The 20,798-nt window shown below is 43.9% G+C and carries 30 protein-coding genes; 11 read left to right on the top strand and 19 right to left on the bottom strand.

Going from position 1 to position 20,798, the window contains the following annotated elements:
* Nucleotides 1-128: 128 nt before the first annotated feature.
* From R7E42_RS07000 to R7E42_RS06975, 6 genes are all read left to right on the top strand, one after another.
* A complete protein-coding gene (locus R7E42_RS07000) occupies nt 129-614 on the top strand; it encodes a hypothetical protein (RefSeq protein WP_025794347.1) in 486 nt (161 codons plus the stop codon).
* A 135-nt stretch (nt 615-749) separates the two neighbouring features.
* A complete protein-coding gene (locus R7E42_RS06995) occupies nt 750-1,088 on the top strand; it encodes a hypothetical protein (RefSeq protein ID WP_318072538.1) in 339 nt (112 codons plus the stop codon).
* Nucleotides 1,089-1,211: 123 nt separating this feature from the next.
* A complete protein-coding gene (locus R7E42_RS06990) occupies nt 1,212-1,949 on the top strand; it encodes a hypothetical protein (RefSeq protein WP_318072537.1) in 738 nt (245 codons plus the stop codon).
* Nucleotides 1,950-2,096: 147 nt separating this feature from the next.
* Complete coding sequence (locus R7E42_RS06985) at nt 2,097-2,513, top strand: hypothetical protein (RefSeq protein ID WP_318072536.1); 417 nt, start codon at nt 2,097-2,099, stop codon at nt 2,511-2,513.
* A 137-nt stretch (nt 2,514-2,650) separates the two neighbouring features.
* Nucleotides 2,651-3,430 carry a hypothetical protein gene (locus R7E42_RS06980; RefSeq protein ID WP_318072535.1) on the top strand — a complete coding sequence of 260 codons (780 nt, stop codon included), beginning with the start codon at nt 2,651-2,653 and terminating at the stop codon, nt 3,428-3,430.
* A gap of 138 nt (nt 3,431-3,568) precedes the next feature.
* Nucleotides 3,569-3,919 (top strand): hypothetical protein, encoded by a 351-nt coding sequence (locus tag R7E42_RS06975; RefSeq protein ID WP_318072534.1) that lies wholly within the window; start codon nt 3,569-3,571, stop codon nt 3,917-3,919.
* A gap of 560 nt (nt 3,920-4,479) precedes the next feature.
* Here the strand turns inward: R7E42_RS06975 and R7E42_RS06970 are convergent.
* The 7 genes from R7E42_RS06970 to R7E42_RS06940 all read right to left on the bottom strand — a co-directional run bounded on the left by R7E42_RS06970 (nt 4,480) and on the right by R7E42_RS06940 (nt 8,035).
* Nucleotides 4,480-4,665, bottom strand: a complete 186-nt coding sequence (locus R7E42_RS06970) for a DUF4236 domain-containing protein (protein ID WP_318072533.1) — start codon at nt 4,663-4,665, stop codon at nt 4,480-4,482.
* Nucleotides 4,666-4,853: 188 nt separating this feature from the next.
* On the bottom strand, nt 4,854-5,006 hold the full coding sequence (locus tag R7E42_RS06965) for a hypothetical protein (RefSeq protein ID WP_318072532.1): 153 nt from the start codon (nt 5,004-5,006) through the stop codon (nt 4,854-4,856).
* A gap of 258 nt (nt 5,007-5,264) precedes the next feature.
* Nucleotides 5,265-5,663, bottom strand: coding sequence for a hypothetical protein (locus R7E42_RS06960; protein WP_176311806.1), 399 nt, complete (start codon nt 5,661-5,663; stop codon nt 5,265-5,267).
* Nucleotides 5,664-5,736: 73 nt separating this feature from the next.
* Nucleotides 5,737-5,970, bottom strand: a complete 234-nt coding sequence (locus tag R7E42_RS06955; RefSeq protein WP_318072531.1) for a hypothetical protein — start codon at nt 5,968-5,970, stop codon at nt 5,737-5,739.
* Nucleotides 5,971-6,116: 146 nt separating this feature from the next.
* The gene (locus R7E42_RS06950) at nt 6,117-6,638 is read right to left on the bottom strand and encodes a Fe3+-citrate ABC transporter substrate-binding protein (RefSeq protein ID WP_212668980.1); all 522 of its coding nucleotides are present in this window, start codon (nt 6,636-6,638) and stop codon (nt 6,117-6,119) included.
* Nucleotides 6,639-6,947: 309 nt separating this feature from the next.
* Complete coding sequence (locus R7E42_RS06945; RefSeq protein WP_318072530.1) at nt 6,948-7,577, bottom strand: tyrosine-type recombinase/integrase; 630 nt, start codon at nt 7,575-7,577, stop codon at nt 6,948-6,950.
* Nucleotides 7,577-8,035, bottom strand: coding sequence for a hypothetical protein (locus tag R7E42_RS06940; protein WP_213986484.1), 459 nt, complete (start codon nt 8,033-8,035; stop codon nt 7,577-7,579). Before R7E42_RS06940 ends, R7E42_RS06945 begins: the two co-directional genes overlap by 1 nt.
* A 1,045-nt stretch (nt 8,036-9,080) precedes the next feature.
* Between R7E42_RS06940 and R7E42_RS06935 the strand changes: the two genes are divergently transcribed.
* The gene (locus R7E42_RS06935; protein WP_318072529.1) at nt 9,081-9,968 is read left to right on the top strand and encodes a hypothetical protein; all 888 of its coding nucleotides are present in this window, start codon (nt 9,081-9,083) and stop codon (nt 9,966-9,968) included.
* Between the two features lie 108 nt (nt 9,969-10,076).
* On the opposite strand, the gene R7E42_RS06930 is transcribed toward R7E42_RS06935, so the two are convergent.
* Both R7E42_RS06930 and R7E42_RS06925 read right to left on the bottom strand, forming a co-directional pair.
* On the bottom strand, nt 10,077-11,573 hold the full coding sequence (locus R7E42_RS06930; RefSeq protein ID WP_318072528.1) for a terminase: 1,497 nt from the start codon (nt 11,571-11,573) through the stop codon (nt 10,077-10,079).
* A complete protein-coding gene (locus R7E42_RS06925; protein WP_318072527.1) occupies nt 11,566-12,960 on the bottom strand; it encodes a hypothetical protein in 1,395 nt (464 codons plus the stop codon). The genes R7E42_RS06930 and R7E42_RS06925 overlap by 8 nt, the downstream gene beginning before the upstream one ends.
* 309 nt (nt 12,961-13,269) lie before the next feature.
* On the opposite strand from R7E42_RS06925, the gene R7E42_RS06920 reads away from it, so the two are divergent.
* The 4 genes from R7E42_RS06920 (at nt 13,270) to R7E42_RS06905 (ending at nt 15,788) form a co-directional block, all read left to right on the top strand.
* Nucleotides 13,270-13,656: a hypothetical protein gene (locus R7E42_RS06920; protein WP_318072526.1), complete on the top strand. Its 387-nt coding sequence runs from the start codon at nt 13,270-13,272 to the stop codon at nt 13,654-13,656.
* On the top strand, nt 13,653-14,168 hold the full coding sequence (locus tag R7E42_RS06915) for a metal-dependent hydrolase (RefSeq protein WP_318072525.1): 516 nt from the start codon (nt 13,653-13,655) through the stop codon (nt 14,166-14,168). The genes R7E42_RS06920 and R7E42_RS06915 overlap by 4 nt, the downstream gene beginning before the upstream one ends.
* 563 nt (nt 14,169-14,731) lie before the next feature.
* On the top strand, nt 14,732-15,379 hold the full coding sequence (locus R7E42_RS06910; protein ID WP_318072524.1) for a hypothetical protein: 648 nt from the start codon (nt 14,732-14,734) through the stop codon (nt 15,377-15,379).
* Nucleotides 15,380-15,449: 70 nt separating this feature from the next.
* The gene (locus tag R7E42_RS06905; RefSeq protein WP_318072523.1) at nt 15,450-15,788 is read left to right on the top strand and encodes a hypothetical protein; all 339 of its coding nucleotides are present in this window, start codon (nt 15,450-15,452) and stop codon (nt 15,786-15,788) included.
* 211 nt (nt 15,789-15,999) lie between these two features.
* Here the strand turns inward: R7E42_RS06905 and R7E42_RS06900 are convergent, their stop codons facing one another.
* The 10 genes from R7E42_RS06900 to R7E42_RS06855 form a co-directional block, all read right to left on the bottom strand.
* The gene (locus R7E42_RS06900) at nt 16,000-16,269 is read right to left on the bottom strand and encodes a hypothetical protein (RefSeq protein WP_318072522.1); all 270 of its coding nucleotides are present in this window, start codon (nt 16,267-16,269) and stop codon (nt 16,000-16,002) included.
* A complete protein-coding gene (locus R7E42_RS06895; protein ID WP_318072521.1) occupies nt 16,262-16,747 on the bottom strand; it encodes a hypothetical protein in 486 nt (161 codons plus the stop codon). Before R7E42_RS06895 ends, R7E42_RS06900 begins: the two co-directional genes overlap by 8 nt.
* 14 nt (nt 16,748-16,761) lie before the next feature.
* Complete coding sequence (locus tag R7E42_RS06890; RefSeq protein WP_318072520.1) at nt 16,762-17,400, bottom strand: DNA N-6-adenine-methyltransferase; 639 nt, start codon at nt 17,398-17,400, stop codon at nt 16,762-16,764.
* Nucleotides 17,378-17,620: a hypothetical protein gene (locus R7E42_RS06885; RefSeq protein ID WP_017634081.1), complete on the bottom strand. Its 243-nt coding sequence runs from the start codon at nt 17,618-17,620 to the stop codon at nt 17,378-17,380. The genes R7E42_RS06890 and R7E42_RS06885 overlap by 23 nt, the downstream gene beginning before the upstream one ends.
* Complete coding sequence (locus R7E42_RS06880; RefSeq protein WP_158159308.1) at nt 17,613-17,909, bottom strand: HU family DNA-binding protein; 297 nt, start codon at nt 17,907-17,909, stop codon at nt 17,613-17,615. The genes R7E42_RS06885 and R7E42_RS06880 overlap by 8 nt, the downstream gene beginning before the upstream one ends.
* The gene (locus R7E42_RS06875; protein ID WP_262645291.1) at nt 17,909-18,232 is read right to left on the bottom strand and encodes an HU family DNA-binding protein; all 324 of its coding nucleotides are present in this window, start codon (nt 18,230-18,232) and stop codon (nt 17,909-17,911) included. Before R7E42_RS06875 ends, R7E42_RS06880 begins: the two co-directional genes overlap by 1 nt.
* Nucleotides 18,211-18,480, bottom strand: a complete 270-nt coding sequence (locus tag R7E42_RS06870) for a hypothetical protein (protein WP_318072519.1) — start codon at nt 18,478-18,480, stop codon at nt 18,211-18,213. Before R7E42_RS06870 ends, R7E42_RS06875 begins: the two co-directional genes overlap by 22 nt.
* A 118-nt stretch (nt 18,481-18,598) precedes the next feature.
* Nucleotides 18,599-19,297, bottom strand: a complete 699-nt coding sequence (locus R7E42_RS06865; RefSeq protein WP_318072518.1) for a hypothetical protein — start codon at nt 19,295-19,297, stop codon at nt 18,599-18,601.
* A gap of 26 nt (nt 19,298-19,323) precedes the next feature.
* On the bottom strand, nt 19,324-20,052 hold the full coding sequence (locus tag R7E42_RS06860) for a VRR-NUC domain-containing protein (protein ID WP_213962056.1): 729 nt from the start codon (nt 20,050-20,052) through the stop codon (nt 19,324-19,326).
* Between the two features lie 2 nt (nt 20,053-20,054).
* A complete protein-coding gene (locus R7E42_RS06855; protein WP_258480295.1) occupies nt 20,055-20,519 on the bottom strand; it encodes a hypothetical protein in 465 nt (154 codons plus the stop codon).
* Between the last annotated feature and the right edge of the window lie 279 nt (nt 20,520-20,798).

Below are 20,798 nucleotides of genomic sequence, written 5' to 3'. Positions count from 1 at the left end.
TAAGGGTGATTCTCAACGCTTGGGATTTTTCATTCCATCGTTGAGTTCAGTGTTTACGGTGGTATGGTTAGGTTCAGTGGTCGCGTTGTTCACACCTTGATGCGGCGTTATGTTTCAATGGAGATTCTGTGTCAAATAGTAAACTAGTTGGTGGGGCGGGAGAGCACTATGTTGCATACGTGCTGTCATGCTTTAATTATGTATCCGCTTTGGTGCGGGAAGGTTCTCCCTCTGTGGACCTACTAGCATCAGATATTGATGGTAATAACACAATCAGTATCCAAGTAAAAACAAGTACATCTGCGCGACGAAAGAGAGGGAGAGGTGAAAACAGACACTGGAATCACTTGGAGTTTACTTTAGGCAAAAAAGCTATTCAGAATTCCAGCGACACATTTTTCTTCTGTTTCGTTGATCTTAAAGGCCTAGACCCGGCTAGTACGCCGGATGTTTACGTTATTCCTTCCACAGTAATTCAAGAGCATTATTCAAGCAGAGATGTCAAAGAAATAAAATGGCTAAGGCTTCATTGGAGTATAGAAAAAATGGAGCCATATAAAAATAATTGGAATCCAATTCGTGCAGTTTTGGAGTCTAAGGCAGTTGAAGCATAACAAATTGTTCAAGAGTGATTCGGCACGCGTGGCATTTTTACTATGCGTTGGTTTTAGTGGTTAAGGCGTTGTCCGTCGGCACTGGTATTGCGTGCCTCACACCTTAACAAGGCGTTATGATTTATCGGAGGTTTCATGAAAAAATCGACATCAAGAAAGCTTGTATCCTCCGGCTTAACTGGGGATAAACCTAATGAGTTGGTTCCTGCTTTTAAAGATCCAGAGTTTTACCTGCTAGAAAACTATGGTGAGAAGCAAAAACTCTCCATTTTGAACATTCGCCGAAGATCTGGCTGCTCGATATCTGAAGCCGTTGAGAAATTTGAGCTCCGAAACAAACCTATCAATAAAGCCAAAAAGAAGAAACGTAAAAAAAGTAAGAAATCTCACAACTCTTCGGGTGAGGTAGGAAACTCAGTTATTACTTCATTGGTTGGGAGAACATCCGCAAGGAATTGGAAAACCGTAAAATAAATCATAACAAAGCATTTAAGAGTGATTCGCAACGCTTGGCAGTTTCGCTTCGCTCAAGTATAGCCAAGCGCTGCTCACACCTTAATGCGGCGTTATGCAACTTTAATTTTAGTTAGGTAAGTAATGGATAAGTTTTTTAATTTTGTTCTTAAACTGATTGAGGCTTTGAAGCCAAAATTTTATAACAAAATCACGTGGTTAATAGTGGTATGTGGTTTGTCGATAATGAGTACTCCTTTGTGGATTACAATAGTTAATGAGATTTTTGAGAAAACACTCGAGTTATCAATAACCAATGATTCCGATACATTGTGGGGTTTTTTGTTATGCTGTCTCGGTTTGGTTTATCATTTGTTAAATACTGGGTTGCATGAAGTTGCATTATCTGTCACATCAAAAGCAGCTCTTGAGAAAAAAGAGCTACATGACAAGTTAATTTTCGAACAACTAAACGATATTGTTGAAGAAGATGCTTTAAATCATATCCTTTCAAATTTAAGAAGTGATCACTCGATTTATAGAAACAGTGACCAAAGTATACGTGACTTTATTGTCAAAGCTACTTCATCAAGTAGCTCTTTTGTATGCAAGGATATTAGTGAAAAGACTGCATTATTGTGTGAAGCACTAACTGAATTTATTTATTTTGTCGATGAACACTTTGATATGTATCCGTATACTCAGCCTCAAGATAATTATCGAATGTGCCTTGCTCCACAGTTAAATTGTGATCGAGCAGGATCTTGGAGTGATAGTGCTGCTTACGGACAATTGGCTGGCGAAATGGAACAGGCGGTAAATGCAGTAAAACTATCATATCAAGTCTGGCGGAAAATCGTAAAAGAAAAATTATACGTGTAAAGTGGCATAACAAAGCATTTAAGAGTGATTCCCAACGCTTAGCATTTTTGATGTCATCGTTGGGTTTTGTGTTTACGGTGGTAAAGTTAGGTTCAGTGGTAGCGTTGCTCACACCTTAATGCGGCGTTATGCTCTCAGGAGGGAGTTGTGTATCTCAGGGAAAAAGATAAAGCTTTGAATAAAGGTGCAATTTTAATCGGCACTATAGGTATTATCGTTATTTCTATTGCTTCAGGAAGCTTATTTGTAGCGCTAGGTTTGAGCTCGATAGCCGCAATTAGCTTATTGTTACAGCAAAAGTTTCCGGATAAAAATGGTCTTTACAGCATCGAGGTTCTAGGTGGGCGTATTACTCTTAAACTGGGAAATAGCGCACTTTGGCATTTGAGTGTATGTGATGTTGAGTCCTATGATACGACTTACTCAAGGGACGGTGCAGTGCTCAAAGAAATTACTTTAAAAACGTTGAACGATAGTTATGTCTTACCAAAACTAGATCGCTTTGAAACTACAGCAGTTTTGGAGCTTGTAAGTCTTTTACAAACCCTAAAAGAACGAGCATAACAAATTGTTCAAGAGTGATTCGGCACGCGTGGCATTTTTACTATGCGTTAGTTTTAGTGTTTAAGGTGGTATGCTGAGGCATCGGTATTGCGTTGCTCACACCTTAACAGGGCGTTAGCTAACAAGGAGATTTGAGTGTGTCGAGGAAATGTTTTCTTTGTTTCATTCTGATTCTATGGAGTAACTTTTCTTATGCCGAAGTTATTTCGTATCCTAACTGTGAGCGAAGTGAAAGTTTAAAAACGCCGATTCAACTCTATTTGTCCGAAAAAGTACTGGCAACTCGAACTAAGGATGCTGTTCACCAAATACTCAACAAATGGGTTAATTATTCGAATGTTGTATTGCGCAACTCATGTGTCCCAATCGAGCGTTATTTAAGTAAAGTTGAGTTTCTCGATGATATTGATGAGACTTGGTTTCAATCTTTAAGTGCAGCGAAAGTATTGCTTACTTTAAGCCTTGGCTACGAACCACCTGAATTGAATAGCAGATCTATACCAAGTTTTGTTGGTGTGGTTTTTGATAGCTATAAAGCTAGTTTTGGCGGGTCTAATTGCGGATTATCAAGCGATTCGGGTAACTTTTTCTTCGCTGCTTTAGATTGCGCAGACTTTGTTATGGAGCATGAAATAGGACACTTAAGCGGGGCTCATCATGATCACGAGTCAATTTTATCCTCTCACTCAACTTTAAATGCTTTTGAGCAAACGACTTATCCTCGGATACAGCCTTTTGCTTATGGTTGGCGCTGCGGTAATTACGGGACGGTAATGTCATTTGCACCCCAAAAGATCCCAGCTTACTCATCTCCAGAGTTATTTGTGGGTGACGTAGCATGTGGTGACCAACGTTTGGGTGATAATGCGCGTGTTATGAGAACATATGTGCTTCAACATATGCGAAAATTTGATTAACTAACAAACAGTTCAAGAGGGATTCGCAACGCGTGGCATTTTCACTATGCGTTGGTTTTTATGTTTAAGGTGGTATGCGGCGGCTTTGGTATTGCGTTGCTCACCCCTTAACAGGGCGTTATGCTCTAGGAGGGAATTTTGCTCAATTTACTGAAGAAAGTGGTGCTAATCAATCTTGTTGCAGCATTGATTATTATTCTCTTAGCTCAGTTTGTCCCCTTCTTTGCTACTACTCAGTCAGTCAACTTTCTGTTCTTCGTTGTTATCGTGAACTGGGTTTTAGCAAAGCTTATGTGGGAAGGTGGCGTATATAGTAAAACAGTGCATATGGATGATTCTAGAACAGATAAAGTTTACAAAATGGTAGAAGGTCATGATTTCGAAGAAGACCAACGAGAGCAGCATAGAATGAACTTCCAGACAGGTTTGGTTTTCTTTATTGCAGGGCTTCCAGCGTTTGTCACTTGCTTAATTCTCCAATTTCTTTGAGTACGAGCATAACCATTTGCCATACCTGCACTTATTGATTGTTTGCTAATTTAGCAAAAGCGCTGGCACGTTTCTGTCCAAAAGTGAGCAGTGCGATGTCGAGTGTGGGTGTACTATTAAGTCACACTGTATAATCAAATCTGTCAGACCGTGTATGAGTTAATACAACTTAGCAAAGACATATCAATCCCCCTTGAACGTTTCGATTGACCTCAAATCTCTCGATAGAATCTTTCTGATACGGCTTTAGTTCGAAATGTCTACACGCTTCGATAAAGCTAGTTAGGGTCGGTGCCTTATGTATAAAGTTGGCGTAGTGGTGCATGGCTTGCTGTACATAGTTCTATAAGGCGCGTGTTCCAGATTCAATTTTTGGTAGCTTCTCTTGGGTTTCCTTTCGCAACTCGAAGAGCGCTAACAAAGGCATTTCTTGTTGCGCCTTACATCACGCTGCTTTCTTCTCAAGTTGTTTGTATTCAACCTTGAGCGCATCAATCAAGAGTTGCTTTCTACTTCTAATAGTTCTTTTGTGCTTCTTTCTTGCGCTTAGGCTTCCATATTCAGCGTTTTGCGCCCAAACCAGTACCAGACAATGAACCTTGGATATAAGCGCCTCTGCGGCCTATATTGAGCGTTAACCAACGCCCGCCAATTGAAACGCTAGTAAAGCCAGGTTTGCCAAAGTTAATTCTTACCAAGCCAAGTAGTCGGAATGATTTGCGGTAAGTAATCTTCGTTTTTCGCATGATCAGATCATTCTCTTTAAAAGCGTATCTGACATATAGAAAACAAGGTAAAAAGCGATAACAAAGCTCAGGGTTCTAGGTAGTTTTAATGCTTCAAACACGTAGGCCATTGCAATGGCAATCAATACGGTTAATCCTATTGCAGGCCAGTTAATCATCTTCATTACTATCATTGTTCGATAAAGGGATTAGTCGTTTAGCCCAATGAGCGCAGTAGAAAACGCGATCGCATCTATCGAGGGTTTTCCATTGTCCTTTGTTGTTAATGTCCACCAGCTAGCGCTTAATGTCATGGTCAATGTCGCACGTTGATTTGCCGCCAACTCAAACAAAAGCTTCACACGTTATAGCTAACCTAGTGGGATGAATACGTTTTATGCCTTAATGTTGCTGCGTAGACCTAAAAAAATGAAGCTGCTACAACCGTGATTGGACACAACAACATAGTCGTCACTGATCATCATTAAAGATCCTAGTAGCATCAATAAAACGAAACTCATCCACAATAGGGAATTCCTGTTCGTCCTTGTGGCACTTGTTTTCACATAGACAAGGTTGGTTCTTATGAAATCCAACCGATACAACTCGTATTAGCTCACTCATCTGGTTAACTCTCTTAGTGTTGTCATTGCCGCTTCTACTTCTTCTTCGTTGGTAGCATTCATTAGGTCGTATGCTGCCTTTTTAATGCGAATCAGTGTGGCTGTTGGTGTTTGGCCGTTCTCCTCTTGAATAAAGATTGAGAGCTGCTGACTAAGATCGCTATCCATGTAATCCAGAAACCGGTGATTGTTCGATCTTTTATGTTTGAAGTAGCCCACGAACGCAGCTGCAAGGTTATGAAGTAGTGAGCGTTTAAGTTCCTCATCGATGTTTTCATCCTCCATTATTTGGCAGTATTTCGCTGCCGTACCAGCGTTTAGTTGATGCACAAGAGCGTGAAGTCGTTTGATTTCATTTTGTTGTTTTTTAATGATTGAGAATGGCCAAATATACATATTTTCTTTTCTCTTGCGCCAGGCCGAGGCTACGCCCTTATGTTGCCAAGCGAACTAGGATTTGAATCATTGGTTATTTGTTTAGCTGACGCTCAGTATTGCGGCGCAGTACCCAATATTGGGAATCTGAGACTGTCATTGCCCAAGCGTTGTAATGCGCGTTAATACGCTCAACTCGGCGGCGCTCTTTGATACGGCGAACTTTCTTGCTTAAGGCTCGGTGGATCGCCCAGGCGGACAGAATGAATATGGTTATTGCGCTAATCCAAAACGCAATAGACATGAATATGCTAAATGCAATGCTCATTTTTCTTCTACTGTGTGTTGGTGGTTTTGTATTCAGATACCGGCTTTCTCATGCTTGAAGCCGCAAGCTTTATATTAGGAGTACTTTATAATCAAAATACAATTAACTACAACATGTGTTCGGATAAATATTAAATCACTGCAACACTACTTAAGCTGTACGCTGCTGACCTTTTCAATGTGTAACAATACATCCATCACATCGCTGTGAGCTTTGAGTAACTTTCTCTTAGCAAGTGTCCATGCCGCCAATTTCCCATGAGCGCTCACACTTACCTTAATGAAATGCTCGCGCTTCTGGTCGTTCTCATCGTACTTGGTGTACCTCGCCACATAGTATTGCTTACCATCAATGGTAGTTAACCGTGGGTCGAGACTTTTCGGCAACCTCGCCAGTAAGTTGAATTGCTTGCGAACGCGATCCCAACAACGCCCCCATAGTTCCTTGCCGATTTGGTTTCGTATTTTGGTTGCCTTGCGTAGTCCTTTCTTTTCACCAATGCGAACAAACCCGACAGAACGACGAATATAACCACCCTCCGGTTTAGGTACACTAACGGCGTAGCAAGTCTTTTTCTTGGTGATAAATCGATAGCCTGTGTTAGATACGAAATAAGCATAAGCGTTACGACACTCTGACACTCTATAACCCTCAAAAAAACAAAACATGCGATTCCTTTCGGTTGGATTTAATTGGCCATTGCTGCCCTTTCTTGGCCAAATGAATAACGTTACAGCGTAACTGTGTGTTCTATATTCCTAATTAATGCGACAGATTGATAGTCTTTAGGTCATCATAGCTGCAACCAAGCACTAGCTTGATTGCCTTTTTACTGAACCCTTGCTTCATTAATTCTCTTACCTTTGGCTTGAGTTCATTCGGAATCGGGGTTCGGGAAAGTTCCTGTTGTCGAAGCTTAAATTCGTTTACTCGCAAGTTCGCGTTCATTAGAGCTTTACACATAATTTCCCCTCCCTTTATTCTGACTTTGGTTTTAATGAAATACCTGTTGTGTACTCTTTCGCTTCATCGTGGAACGTTCTTAAGTAGTGGTCAGTCACAGCAACGCTGGAATGACCGAGCGCATCTTTAATCACTTTCAAAGAGGCTTTCTTTTCAAGCAATAGCATGGCGTACATTTTTCGCATCGAGTGTGTTGATAGCTGGTATGGCAACCTCAACTCCATTGCTATGCGCTTATACGCTCGGTTGATGTACTGGATGCTGATCGCATTGCCCTTTTTGGCCAAGTGGTGATTGGATTGAAACATCAACTCATTATGGCCATTGTGTAGGTAGATACGCTTAATCAGTTCTTCCAGTTCGGCGTTAACGTGGATGGTGATTCGGGCGGCTTCTTTAGCGGCCTTTTCACTCTTACCTCGGGTCATACGGCCTTTGAAGCCTTTAGACTGCACAATGGTAAATGACGACCTAATCACGCCATTTATCATCACATCGCTGAATTTTAGCTTCGAAATGTCGCAATAACGTAAACCTGTACGCACCTCCATTTCAATCATCATCGAGATAAGCGGGTTTATGTCATCCATTAAACGGATGATTTTTTCCAATTCGTCTAAGTCACGTGCAGGGAAAGCAGCCATTAGATCAACTCCACTTCATTAGCATTAACCGTCTTAAACTCACCACCAACGAACACCTGAATTTGCAGGGTTCGAGATAGCAAGCCAAAGCCCAAGAACAAGCCGAGCTCCCCATCGACACACACAAAATCGTGGTGAACAGGTAGGCGGCCAAAGTGGTTAATCATCTTGGTTTGTGCTTGAACACTTTGAGGCTCTTTAATGGTATTGATAGCAAAGCGAAGCTGAGAGCGAATCTTTAGGGCATTGGCACCTTTTCGCGCCTTGCTGATCGTGCCTTGCACACAAGGCAAGCCGTAGAAGTTGCGAATGACAGCGGCGGCTTGCTCTTGGCCTCCACACTCATTAATTAGCTCATCCAGAGAGATAAGAATAAGGTCATGATTACGCTCTTGGATGGCACTGCGTTTGCTCGCCCATTCATCCGAAAGCGACACCAATTCATTTTTTTTAAACATTTTTGCTGATCCTTTTTTGGCAAAACGCCAGTGTTTGCTCGGAACACAATATATTCCAAAGGAATATCTTTTGCAACCATGTTCGGAATACTTCTATTGAAAGTACAAAGAGTTCCAAAAGCGGGCGATTAATCAACTTTTGATAAATAACGCAATAGTGCTCAAAACGCCACCAGCAATAAGCCATTTTTTATCAATATTCCTATGGAATATTTAGGTTCATTCACACAAAATGCCAGGATTAGAAAGCAATCTTAGACATTTTATAAGTTATTGTTTTTATTGGGTTTTATTTCTTTTTGCGTCGATGACCAACGACAAAACATTGGTTAAGTTAGTTTCAGTTCTGTCTAGAACTGAAACTAAAAGAGGTTTTTTTGAAACTCGCCACGACAATTACCCGTCTGTGGCAATATAATGACGGTGTTACGGCGTCACGCGACACGAGCAAACATGCATATCCTCAATTATTATGCGGTATAGGTCACGTTCTCAAAACCTAGCTGCTAGTAACGATATGTTTGCATTATTTTGCATATCTAGACAATCAAAGATCACAGTCTCATAATACTCCGCGAACATCAGCTCGGTTGGCGAGAATCCCCTAAACTCTTTCCAAATCAGAGCTATATACGTATTGGCTATCCAGTCAATTGGCTTAAGAGATATAGATATGCACTGCACGTTGAATCAATTAATTCCAGTCGAAATACTAGATAAATGTGACCTGTCCCTAGATGTATTTAGCAGTTCGTTCCTCGATGACGCGACCGACATTTGCATGATGCATCTTATCCAATCGCATCCGAACGCACTATGTAATTCATCCATTAATCGTGATGACGTATTAAACTTCGTTCGAGATCACTTCTCCGCTTAAAAAGCAACACTTATAACGTTCTTCTGTTCGTTTTTTATTTAATTCCGAACACAAAAACGGTATGCTACGCATCAAGGATAAAGGTAGGGTTTTTCGTTACTCGCATACGCTCAGGGATGGAGTGTAACCTTTATCCTCCAATGTAATTTGGAGCAACCGTTCACCATGATTAATAAAAAAAATACTGAAATTAAAGATTTAAAAGCTATTGATATAGAAACACTTAATCAATTACTTGCAAACAAACAAACGGCAGATGCGCGCCTAAAACGTGCCTTGAAGCACCGCGCGACTTTTTCCGAACAAATAGATGGCAAGGAAGATAGTGGACTATTCAATGATCGCATCGTAGCTGTAGTAAAACGTGGTAATCCGACCACTCGTTTACTTGAGTATATTGAGGCCGCGAAATCAGCCAATAAAGAGCTTTTAGAGCGCGCACCTCAATACTTCAACAGCTCATCTAACTCATTTAAAGAGACGACCGTAATTGAGAACGTCCGTCGCGTTAACATCACAATTAATAAAGCAGCTAGCAGCCAGAAAGTCACTGGTGCACGTCTAGCCAAAAGACTTGAAGCATACCTACGCGACCTCGACCGTAAACTCTCCTACGATCTTCCAGAAGATGAGAAAGAACAGCTCACTAACAATAAAAACACTGCATTGAATGAATTGAAATACTTCAAAGACAATGCAGACGTTGAGTTTAGAAAGCGCGGTCAAGAACACAATGACATTGTCGCTATTATCCATACCTATGATGGCAACAATGGCGGCATTTCTCGCGTAGCTAAAAAGGTTCACGTTAACGCTGGTGGCCTTGTTCTAATTAGGCATCGCTCTTGTAAAGATCACGATGTGCTAGTCACAAACAACACCACTGAGGGACGTTCGATATTCGATGAAGCGAATGCTTTTAAGTCGGTACTGTACCCTAACGCTAATATGTATATAGAAAGCGAAGTTGACGCTATTCGTGAAGCCAGAAAAGAGCTTAGAAGCAAGAACGAAAGCAAAGCACGTTCGCAGTTCGATGGATTAGTGAACTAAGGTTTTAAGCTAAATTATTGTTGTTCCGCTTTGATTGGTGATTTGGTGGCGATATTTAGCGGTATCGCCACCTTTTCATATTACTTTTATATGTTGGCACCAACGGAATTAAGCATCGTCCGATTCAAGCGCTTCCAGTACCCATTGTTCTACGGAACTGCGAGACTCTAGCATGCTCTCTGTTACTTCCATTTCGTGCGGCACATAATCTACCAATTGAGAAAAGCAGTATGTATCCCAACGGTCAGGTGATGGGATGTTCATTTTCTCTTTCATCATCGGTTTTGGCATCATTACCCATTGGCCTGACTCGTTGATTGCACAAGGTATTTTACTGCCTTGTTCTGCCGTCTTGACGTTCTTATCTATCTGCATGCGGCCTTGGTTTATCGCATCCCGAGCCATAACATTGGCATACGCACGCTGGTTAAAGAAACGCTGCTTATCGCTGGTGGAGTGCATCTTCTTACCCCAACGAATGCGCTGTACGCGCCGTCCGTAGCGTTCTAAGCAAGTCGCCGTGTCATAACCTACACCGTCACTATCCACTGCTATCGTGATGTTTGGGTACAAGTCCTCACTACACTCTGCATGGATAATGTCAGCGAACCGAACCGGATCGACCGTGCTTGGTTGTTCAAGCAATTTCACGCTCTTAACGATGCGCTCCATGCGTTGACCCCAAACCTTGCAGATATTGAGTATCGAGCGGTCACGACCATTACCCACGTCCACCAGCGCAGCCCAACCCCAACCATCGGGCATATCGAGGTTGAGCCTTGCGCTTTTGTCCAGTGCATCCCGACTAAGCAGCATGCCAGCAATAGAACTTGGGAACTCCCCACGTACTTTAATCAGGTATTCCGGTGCCTCTCGACCGCCATACTCCAATCGCTTATCGAGGATAAATTCCACGGTTACGAACGGAGATTCCTCGGAGTTAAGCCGGATGGCTCGCCATCGACCACTAGGCTCGGCTAATCGGTGATGCGTATCGTAGAAATAGCCGCTAGGGCGCGTTGGCTGGCTCAATAACAGCATTCGGTTATCTTTCTCGGTCAATGCACCCGCTAACACACCAAAAGCCTTGTCAGAGACACCTGACGCCTCATCGACAATAACAAACAAGTGTTTAGCGTGTTCACCCGCTAGCGCTTCTTCGTTACCAATACGGCACGATTTAGCACTGGTCTGCCAGATACCTTTTGCTGAGTTTTCAAAAAAGGCTGTCTCGGTAATGGTGAAGTATTGCTGTAACCAACCGTGCTTTTGTAAGAGCGTGTTCCAGTTGGATTTTAGGTACTTCCAGACACCGATTTGTACCTGTCTCGCGTTGTTCGCCACCAGCACAACACGCGCATTGGGGAAACAGAGCATGAAAGCAATGATCATGATACTGGTCATGTCTGACTTGCCTGTACCGTGGCCAGAGCTGACAGTCGTTCTCGCACCAATACGCTGAGCACTATCAATGATTTTGCGCTGCTGCCAGCTCGGCTTCTTACCGACTAGCTCAACAGCGAGGCGTTTCCAGTCAAAGCGATACCGCTTAACTAGGGCAGGGTAACGGGGATCTTGTGTTACGCTCTTTATTCGTCTAGCCACCAAGTACCTCGAAGCTGTCTACATCGTCAAACCCCGACACTCCCTCGTTATCGAGGTCATCATAGGCTTGCTCTTTAGCGGCTTCGTTTTGTATTTGGGATGGGGATAGGGTAGGTTCTACGCCGTTCTCTAGGTCTTCGGCTTCTTTGATTCGTCGGTTTACTTCTTCTTTGCGCGCAGGTAGCCAGTTATCTTGCTGCTCAATCTGCTCTAACGTGTAGTCATCAAACAGCTCATCCAGCTCTTGCTCACTGATACCAGTGTCGTCTACTTCTGGCTCTAGATTAGCTAGTTCTACCTTAGCTTCATGCAATAGCGTTGCTGGTGGACGTGCGCCTAACTTCTCGATTTGCTGACACGTCTCTAAGGCTGTCCAGTTGTTCTTAGTGCGCAGAGAAAGCATTTCTATTACTAGGCTGGTTTCTTCCGCTGGCAGTAAGTATGGCATCATCAATTCAGCGTATTCCTGTTTACGCAAATCGATGTAGCGCTTGGCCTCTTGTTTGGCCATCGTGGAAATACTTAATTCCAGTTCACGCAATCTGGTGCCATAGCCAAAGATGAGACGGTCACGCATGGCGTTTATGTCTACTGGCTGGTTTTCGTCATCGAGCGGAATGTCTCCGCTTTCTTCCATTTCATCGATCTCTTTAAGGCGTTTAGCTAACGTCTCATTCATTCGGTAATACTGCGAACGGGCAATAATCAGTTCGTTGCAAACCGAAAGCGGATCGGTATCCATGAGAATATCCATGATTTCGCCAGTAATACCCGCACTACGGGCATAACCACCATGCACAACAGGGCGACCCACTTGAGCACTGGAATACTGCGAAAGTCCCTCAACTGATCGCGGCTTGCGCAGTGATCCAATACCCCCTGTTTTCGCGCGATCGCCTTGCGCACTTTGCGCTTGCGCAGTTGCCCCCGCTTCTTTGGACTTTGATTTATCAGCCCTTTTTTTCTTCTTGTCGTTTTTCGCTTCTTGAAATTTCGCTAATTGCTCATCGTAAAGATCAAATAATCGATCAAACTCGGGCAGCGATCGCATGGAATTAAACTGGCGGCGCAATGTCGCACCGTTCACCCCTTTATCTTTCGCATAAGCGGCCATCGTGAGCGTTGGGTTTTGAGCGCCACGCACGAGAAATTCTTTCAAAAGGGAATGCCAGTCATTGCCCTGACTGGTCTTTTTCGCTTTGATTTTTGGCATAACGGACGGTTGGAACTTGCCGCCCGTTTTGGCTGGCCGTTTTATATATCGCTTAGCGGTGCCGTACTTCAATCCGTTGGCTTCGCAATACTCGGCCAGCGTCAAAGTCGGCTGCTTCTCTAACTGCTCCCAAAACTGCTGTTGGTGAGCCTGATAGTCAATCTTGCCGGACACGGTTAAACCCCATTCATTTTGTTACGTTCGGAATAATACAGAGTTTGAACAGGTAACAACAATACGAACGAGGCCAGTTAAAACAATCATTTGATTGTCAATAAGATTTTAAACACAAAATTTGATAACGCGACATTAAATAGTATTTACAGTAACGATTTTCTCCATATAATCATGGCCAGCTAGTGAGTAACGCTACTCATGTACAATTGATTCTGCGGCACGATATAGTAATTGGCTGCGTTATCTCACTAGCCACCTTTCCCCCATACCCAAGACAACGCGCTACGTGACGAAAGGAATACCCCCTTGAAAGCACCCGAGCGCATCAAATTCAGACACAAAGCCAAAACCAAAGCACGACAAGCCATGTTTAGAACCCGCCAACGGGAAAAGGGATTAGCGCTACTTCAAGTTCGAATTTCACGCCTTGCTCACGCAAAAGCATGCGAACAGAACGGGATTACCCTGACCGAGCTGTATCAGTTGGCCATCAACAACACCGATCCAAACCAACTACCAGAAAAGCACCCCGAAGTAATCGAGGGCGACCTAGTAGGGACACGCCAAATCAGTCCTTGGATTGACCCCGAAGTGGCAAAGACGTTTGAGAAATTGGCCACCAACTACCGCAATCGAACCATAGCGATGAGTGCTATCGTCTATGCGTATTGCGCTCGATGCGAAGCTGAATGAACCGAACTGGACACGCTTGGGGCGCACTGTGCTTTGCGCCCGTTCCTCTCGCCTTAATGGCAGACACAACACCACTGCATTCAATCCTGGCATTTCTTGGTTGCTTAAGCGGTTCGAGCGCACCGGACTGGCTTGAATTTGACAGAATCCCGCACCGAACTTACACCCACATCCTTTCAATATGGCTCGCTGTAACGGCTTATGGCTATCATTTGGCGATAGGGGATACATTCATACCAATTGAGGCGTTAAAAGCCACCAGCACGATTCTAGGTGCGATTCTGTGTGGATTTGGATGTGGTTGTGTGTCGCATTGGCTTGGGGATGTGCTAAACCGCCAACCAGTGCCGATTTTTACCCCGTTTGATAGGTACTGCTTGAATCTGTTCGCCTCGGGAAGCCACCAGCGAATCACATGCGTATTCATTTTCTCGGTAGCATGTATTTTAGTTGGCTTTTTACGGCCCTTGCCATTCCGAATAGACTTGTTGAAAATGGCGCTTTTTACATAAAAAAGGCCACGTTTTACCGTGGCCTTTTGATTTTGAGGAGTTGTCAATAACAGGTAATTCAATAACCAATCAATTGGCCATCTATATTTTGGAGTATCCACGTCCATTTTCTTGCGAGCGAGGCAAATATAGGACACTCAAAACGCCTTTTCAATAGATTGAAACACGACACATAAAAAAGAGCCAGTATTTCTACCAGCTCTTTGACTCTCTTTTGCAAACCTTCTTTGAATCACTCGCCGAAGCTGTACGCTTCACACGAAAACAAGGCAATTATATTGATACTTACCTCGAAAAATCAATAAAAAAGCGCCAATGGAATAACCAAAGACGCTTGAGCACAGTTGTCTAAGATTTTTAAAGGAAAACACGGTCGTCACAATGGCAACTATGTAAATCGCGCACAAATAAATTTATCCGTTCGGAATTATTAGTTCAAGTATTTTTTACCATCACAAACAAAAACAAGTATTACCAATCACCCACTCTGAAGCACGTATGTTATCAATGGCATATTAACTGAGGTATCCTTTACCGCTAATCATAATAAACAGGGAATCCTTATGCCTATTTTTATAGGGATAGCAGCCTTAGTGTTTGTAGGACTGATATTTGGCTTTCACATCCAAGTCTCAACTTCATTTATAAATGTCATTACATCCATAGGCACATTACTTGGTGGGTTTGGAGCTGCATACGCCGCCTATCTGGCGCGTCAGTCTGTTGGGGAATGGCGTGATGAGTTTCACTATAAGAACACCTACAGTCAGCTTTCTGAGTTTGAGAGCATGTTGAAGACTATGCTTGAAGATTTTACTGAGAACTCCCTCTCTAAAGATAGCTTAACGACACTAAGCAACACGGCAGCTTTGCAAATCCCATTAAAAATCTTGCATCCATATCGTGAGCGCTATCAACGCCTACACGAAGACATTCTTAATGGCTTGTCCAGTGAGGGAGCCAGAGCCTTTAAAGAACTGGAATATTCCTCTGTATGCGCAGCTATGAGCAATAGCTTTCTCACTGGCCTATCAAACTACCAACGATTAACGACCCTCGCTAAAGACATTGATGAAAGTGAGCATAACGTCGAAGAAAAGGGGCAACAACTGACTGCTGATATGGCCGAATATCTTAAGGTCTACAAGGACTATCGTCAGCACGTTCAGCGCTACCTTAAGATAGTTAGGGATATTAGAACGTCCCTTTAACTCGATTGGCGCCATGCTCCATAACTGATAGTATCATCTTTCATTTCATTCGAAAGATTAAGGAGTTGGCATGGATAATGATCAATATGAACTAGGCGTAAATAACGGCTTTAGCGACGAGAAAGCTATGTCTGGTTTTCTGATGAGCCAAAGACCCCATAGCTACACCATTGGCTATATGGCTGGTTACGCAATAAATGTCATGAGTATGCAAGGCGGGAGCGCTATTGTTGCCGCTAATGTGTTAGGGGAACTTTCTTGGCAATACAATATCGATATCGAAGAAATAGATGACCACATTCTTGATGAGATTTTTGAGAATGAGGGCGGTTTTACTGACGAATTGCGTAGCGCGTTTGATAAGGGCTTTGACGAGAAATGTGAAGAGCTCGACGACGACGAAGATTAAGCCCACAACTAAGAACAAAGGGCTGACCCTCTTTCGAAGATCAACCCTTTGCCCTCTTTGGGAGCCTGTAGGTTTTACCCTACAACGCTTGCACAACCTTATTAAACAAGCGCACCGTATAGGAAGTCGTATCCGTCACTGTCCTATGGGAATAGTACTAAACCTATTCCGAACACATCACAATATTAGTTTGCATTTAATTTTGTAATTTTTACCCATTTAAAGATTGTTTCTGTCGCTTTTTGCTGGTGGCTTTCTTGAGTGTTTCATAGTAGCCAATCTTTATCAAAAAGAAGTACCAGAGCGCATTAAGAGGCGTGATTTGCCTAAACTGTAGGTCAGCAAACCAGAATCGCTTTTTCAGATGCTTAATGGCCATGTAGGCTAACCATTGGTGTTTGAATCTAAGTACCGTCACTAGGCTCGCTTTCTTCACCTTAAGCGTGAATACATAGGCTCTTGTCTTTCCTGTCTTACTCATTGCTTGCTTTCCCCTCTAACTGGTATCGAAGCGGAGCAGTAAGCCATCCCCAACGTTTATGTCGCCATATGTCGCTAATCGTGGACTGGTGAACGCCATATTCCTCGGCTAGCGTGTGTTGGCATACCTGTTTAGTGAATAACAGCTCGTAGATGCGTAGAACTTCACTAGGGGATAACTTGGATGCGCAGTTCTTTCCTCGGCGGTCTACGTTGTCCTTTACGGCCTTTTCAGCGGGTACACCAGCCTTAAGGCGTCTTAGCACTCTGCGGTAACTGGTGTCGGTAGCGGCGCATAGCTGTCTTGCGGTCATTACCTTGCCTTGGTAGGTCACAAGGTGCTTGGTAGCCTCGGCCAGTAGTTCCTCTCCGGTTCGTAGTCCTTTGTGATACGCGCGATAAAGGGAAGTCATTGGATAGCCAGTTAACTGAGCGAGACGGTACACGCTCATCGATTGACCCTGATATTGAATGCTCATAGTGACTCACTCCCTTAAGCCACTTTAGCGATTTGCTCATAGATACCAGTAAGGTACGTTCTGCCTACCTTACGGTTAAAGCGCATGGATGGTGTTTGTAGACCTTTCTCGGTAAAGAGCACTAATGCACTGCCGAAGTTCACACCTTGCTTTTTGGTGTGTCCATCTGTCTCATAGAACGGGTAACGACCATCCGGCTTGTAAATCATCGTGGCGTAGCCCTCAACCAAGTCCAGCCACCACGTTGTGAGTTCTTCATGTGGTAACAGCATCATGCCGTCACGACCTTTCCTGGCTTGTTCTAGCGCCTTTTCCAGAAACTCAAACTTAAGGTCGAACGGGGGATTGCACCACCAGCCATCTTCCCATTCGCCTTGTAGGCCATCGAACCCAACACAAACAGGGTTTAGGAGCTGAGCGGCCTTGTGTTTTGGCTTAAGGCTTGGGAATCCACTCGGCTGTTCGTTAATCCAGTCAGGAGCCACGTAGAAGCGGTTCACCTTGGCGGTTTGTGGCTCGGCGGCCACATCTAAAACAAACTCTTTTCCGGTATCACGTCGAAAGAGGAATTGAGCATCAAAGAAACAGTCCCAACGAGTCGCCCATTTGTTCTTTGCGCCCTCGACGGTCTTACTTTTGACTAGGTGCGCCATTCTCTGACTTCTCCCCACTCTTGGCCGCTACCGTAATGCGCTCGATGCGTTCTGCGTCCAAATCAATCTTCACTCGCTCTATCTTTGGATAGACCACCAATCCATAAAAGCTGTATGTGCCAATACCGACAACAGCCACCAGCGCTAACACAATGGTTATGGCCAGTAGCCGAACGGAGCCGATAAAGACACGTAGCCCAATTGCCTTGCTATCATTCATGGACGCGTACCATGCCCTTGTAAGCAGAGAACAATACGCTGTGCTCGGTTTTGACACCTAAGCGCTCTTTCGTCGCCGGATTAATGGTTGTGCGTTCACGCTCTATGTGACGGAAACGGCCAAAGCCTCGAATTTGCACCTCACGGCCTTTCGCAATCTCAACCAGAATGTGATTGATCATTGCATCCAGACAATCGCCCACCAGCTCTGCATCATCACCAGTAAGCTTTAAGCCAAGGCGTTTAGAAATGTTTCTTTCAATGTCAGTTCGGTTTAAGCGTGTGCTCATTAATGTGCCCCCTTGATCTCGTTTACCTTGTTTGCCAGCTCATCGCGGAATACATCCGATGCACTAAAAGTCAGCTTGTCTCGCGCAGCTACAATCGCTGGTGCTCCCGTTTTTGGATTACGGCCAGCTCGCGCTTTCTTAAGGCGAGGTGCGAACGTACCGAAACTACTAAGCAATACAGCATTGCCCTCAATCATGGTTTGAGTTGAGATTTCTTCGATAAAGGCATCAAAAACCAGCTCGCATTCTTCACGTAATGCGCCCGTTTCTTTTTTCATTGCTGAGATCAGTTCGTGCTTACCTACGGCTTTTTGTTTAGACACGCTAAGTCCTCTTGAATATCTTTCAGATAAATTCCGTGCTGTTGGCCTAGAAGATTGATGGCGTAAAGAACCAGTTCTTCTCGACTGCTACAGCCAAGTTCTATTTGGAGTCGCCTAATTTGCTCTCGTTGTGTCGCGCTGGCGCGATAGTATTGACGTTTGATGTCAAACCTAGCCATTTTGGCCAGATGACGATTCCAGCGCTGTTGAGGCGTAAAGGCGTCTTTTTTGGGTTTACGTCCTGCCATGCGACGATTATAACCATTCCGAATACGCCGTAAATATTCCGAACACGATTTCTGTTTTTAATACAAAAAAATACCGCCCATATAGGCGGCATTTGTGGAAAGATGATCAAGGATTTGATTAAGCTCGTTTGAACTCCGAAAAGTGGCTGCGCATGCCATCACGAACTTTGAGAGGCGTTTTGCGCAGGTTGGCGCGTGTCGCTGTGTCGTATAAGTATTGTTCCCATTCCCAATAGGACATATCACGTAGTCGGCCTACTGGCTCACCAACACTATTCATGAATATGTAGGTGTTCTTGGCTTGGCCGTTCGGGATTGAGTTGCCATTACCATCCAATATCTCAAAGACACCTCTCGCACCGACAAACGTCACGGTCAGACCATATTGCGCCGCTGTAGCATCAATCATTGCGCTAGTCAGATAAACATTCTCGCCAAAGATTTTAGTACGGAGGATTTCACGACGATATTTCTTAATGTCTCGAACCCATTCGAAGATGACGCAGCGAGTATGTGGTGTTCGAATATTGGTTTTCACTTTGATTAGACCAGCATCGAATAGCATTCTAATCACTCGATAGTTGATCTTCTCTCTTGGTGCAATTGTGTCGCCAGTAGCATCGTAGTCACAAATATGACCACCAGTAAGCCAGCGATACGCTTGAGCGCTACCAAATTCCCCTGCGGGAGCATAGCTTAGCAACAACTTGTCATAGTAAAGGTAATCGCATAGGAAGTTACGGACTACCTTTGTTGCTTCTAACACGTCTAAATCAACTGGCTTTTGGCCAATGCTGTGATATTCACTCGCTAACATGAGATAACTAAGCCCTTTTTATATACTTATGCGGCTAGTCTAGTTTTGTTATCAAATGTTGGCAATTGGAGATAGCTATTAATTTGACAAATGCACTCATCAAACCCCTTGGCCACAACCACGTAATACCCTAGATTTTGGAACATTTTTATCTTTTCCTGTTGTTCCTTACTTGGGCGACCTTTTTCCGTTTTTACCTCCAAAAAGAACCCGTGATACACCCCTCTCGGGATAGGAAAAAATATATCTGGCACACCTTTCTTTTGTCCCTCATAGCTCATCATCGAAGCCGCTTTAGGTGTTCGGTAGCCACCATTAGGGATTGAGAAAACCAGTGGGTAAATGTCCTTGTACTGCGTCTCTAACGTGTAGAACAAACGCACCTGTAACCAGTGTTCGGCCAGTTTCGTGTCGTTAAACTCTTTCGGGCGCTTAATCCCTTGTGCAAGGCGCGTTTTGTGTGGTGAATCCAGTTCCACTTTCTTCTGTGTTGCAGCGCGCGCAACGTCATTGTCTTTCTCAAGAATACGGATAAGCCAAGCTGGTAGTTCCGACTTATCCACCAGCGCGGTATTAGGGACGTTTATCGATACCGGATTGATGATGTGATTAACAGAACGGTTAATCTCGTTAAGTGCTGCATCGATATTGAAGTCGCCACCGTGGCCAGCTTTCACGCCTTTGCTTTTCCACTTCTTGCGCTTAGCGACTTGGTTTGCGAGGAAAGAGTGATCGAATCGTGGTGCCTTGGCCATAACTAGATAAGCCCTTGTGTTACTAAAATCTCTTGTTCCTTACGGCGGTTAAAGTAGGCAAATACCTCGTCCTTGGTGAATTGCTTAGCTACCACTTTGCGGCGGCCACCTTGCGAGAAAACACGCTTAGCAATGTCCTCAGATAGCGTCCAACAAAGTGCGGTTTCGATTTCGGATTCGTCATTGATAGCTCGGTAGGCCGTGATCACCTTGGGTAGCTTGGCGAACGCCTTGCGCTCTGACGATTTCATCACCTTGTGCTTGTTGCGTCTCGGGCACGTAAACAGGGACGACCACACACATTGATGTTGGTGCGAGCCTTGCGCTTTCCATAGCGTTCCAAGTACGTCCCAATAGGTTGAGTCGTCTTGGATAGCTGGCGCACTGCGAACAAAGAAATCGAGCTGATAACACTCAGGAATAGATAACAGGCGGGAAATGATATTGGAGTCGTTAACGTTAGCCACTTTGTACCTCTTTTTTGCCGCCTCACGCTGCTTGGCAAGGCGGCCTAACGTCATCTAAATGTTTCAGCGTGGATACCCCTCCCGAAAGAGGGAGGGGAGGAACGCTGCCCTTTGTGGTTAATTCTATTGTGGTGACGAGGGGATTATACGACAAAGCTTGCTAACTATAAATTCCGAACACAGCATTAAAATCAACGTTTTCACACTTGCCAGATTGCATATAAAAAATTATAGTTAAAAAACGACTTGCAAAACCTATTTTTTCGGAGTTAATCTATT

The organism is Vibrio sp. Vb1337, from assembly GCF_033338715.1.
Taxonomy (GTDB): Bacteria; Pseudomonadota; Gammaproteobacteria; order Enterobacterales; family Vibrionaceae; genus Vibrio; species Vibrio alginolyticus.
The sequence above is the reverse complement of the archived record's forward strand: the minus strand, read 5'-3'. Positions and strand labels throughout refer to the sequence as shown.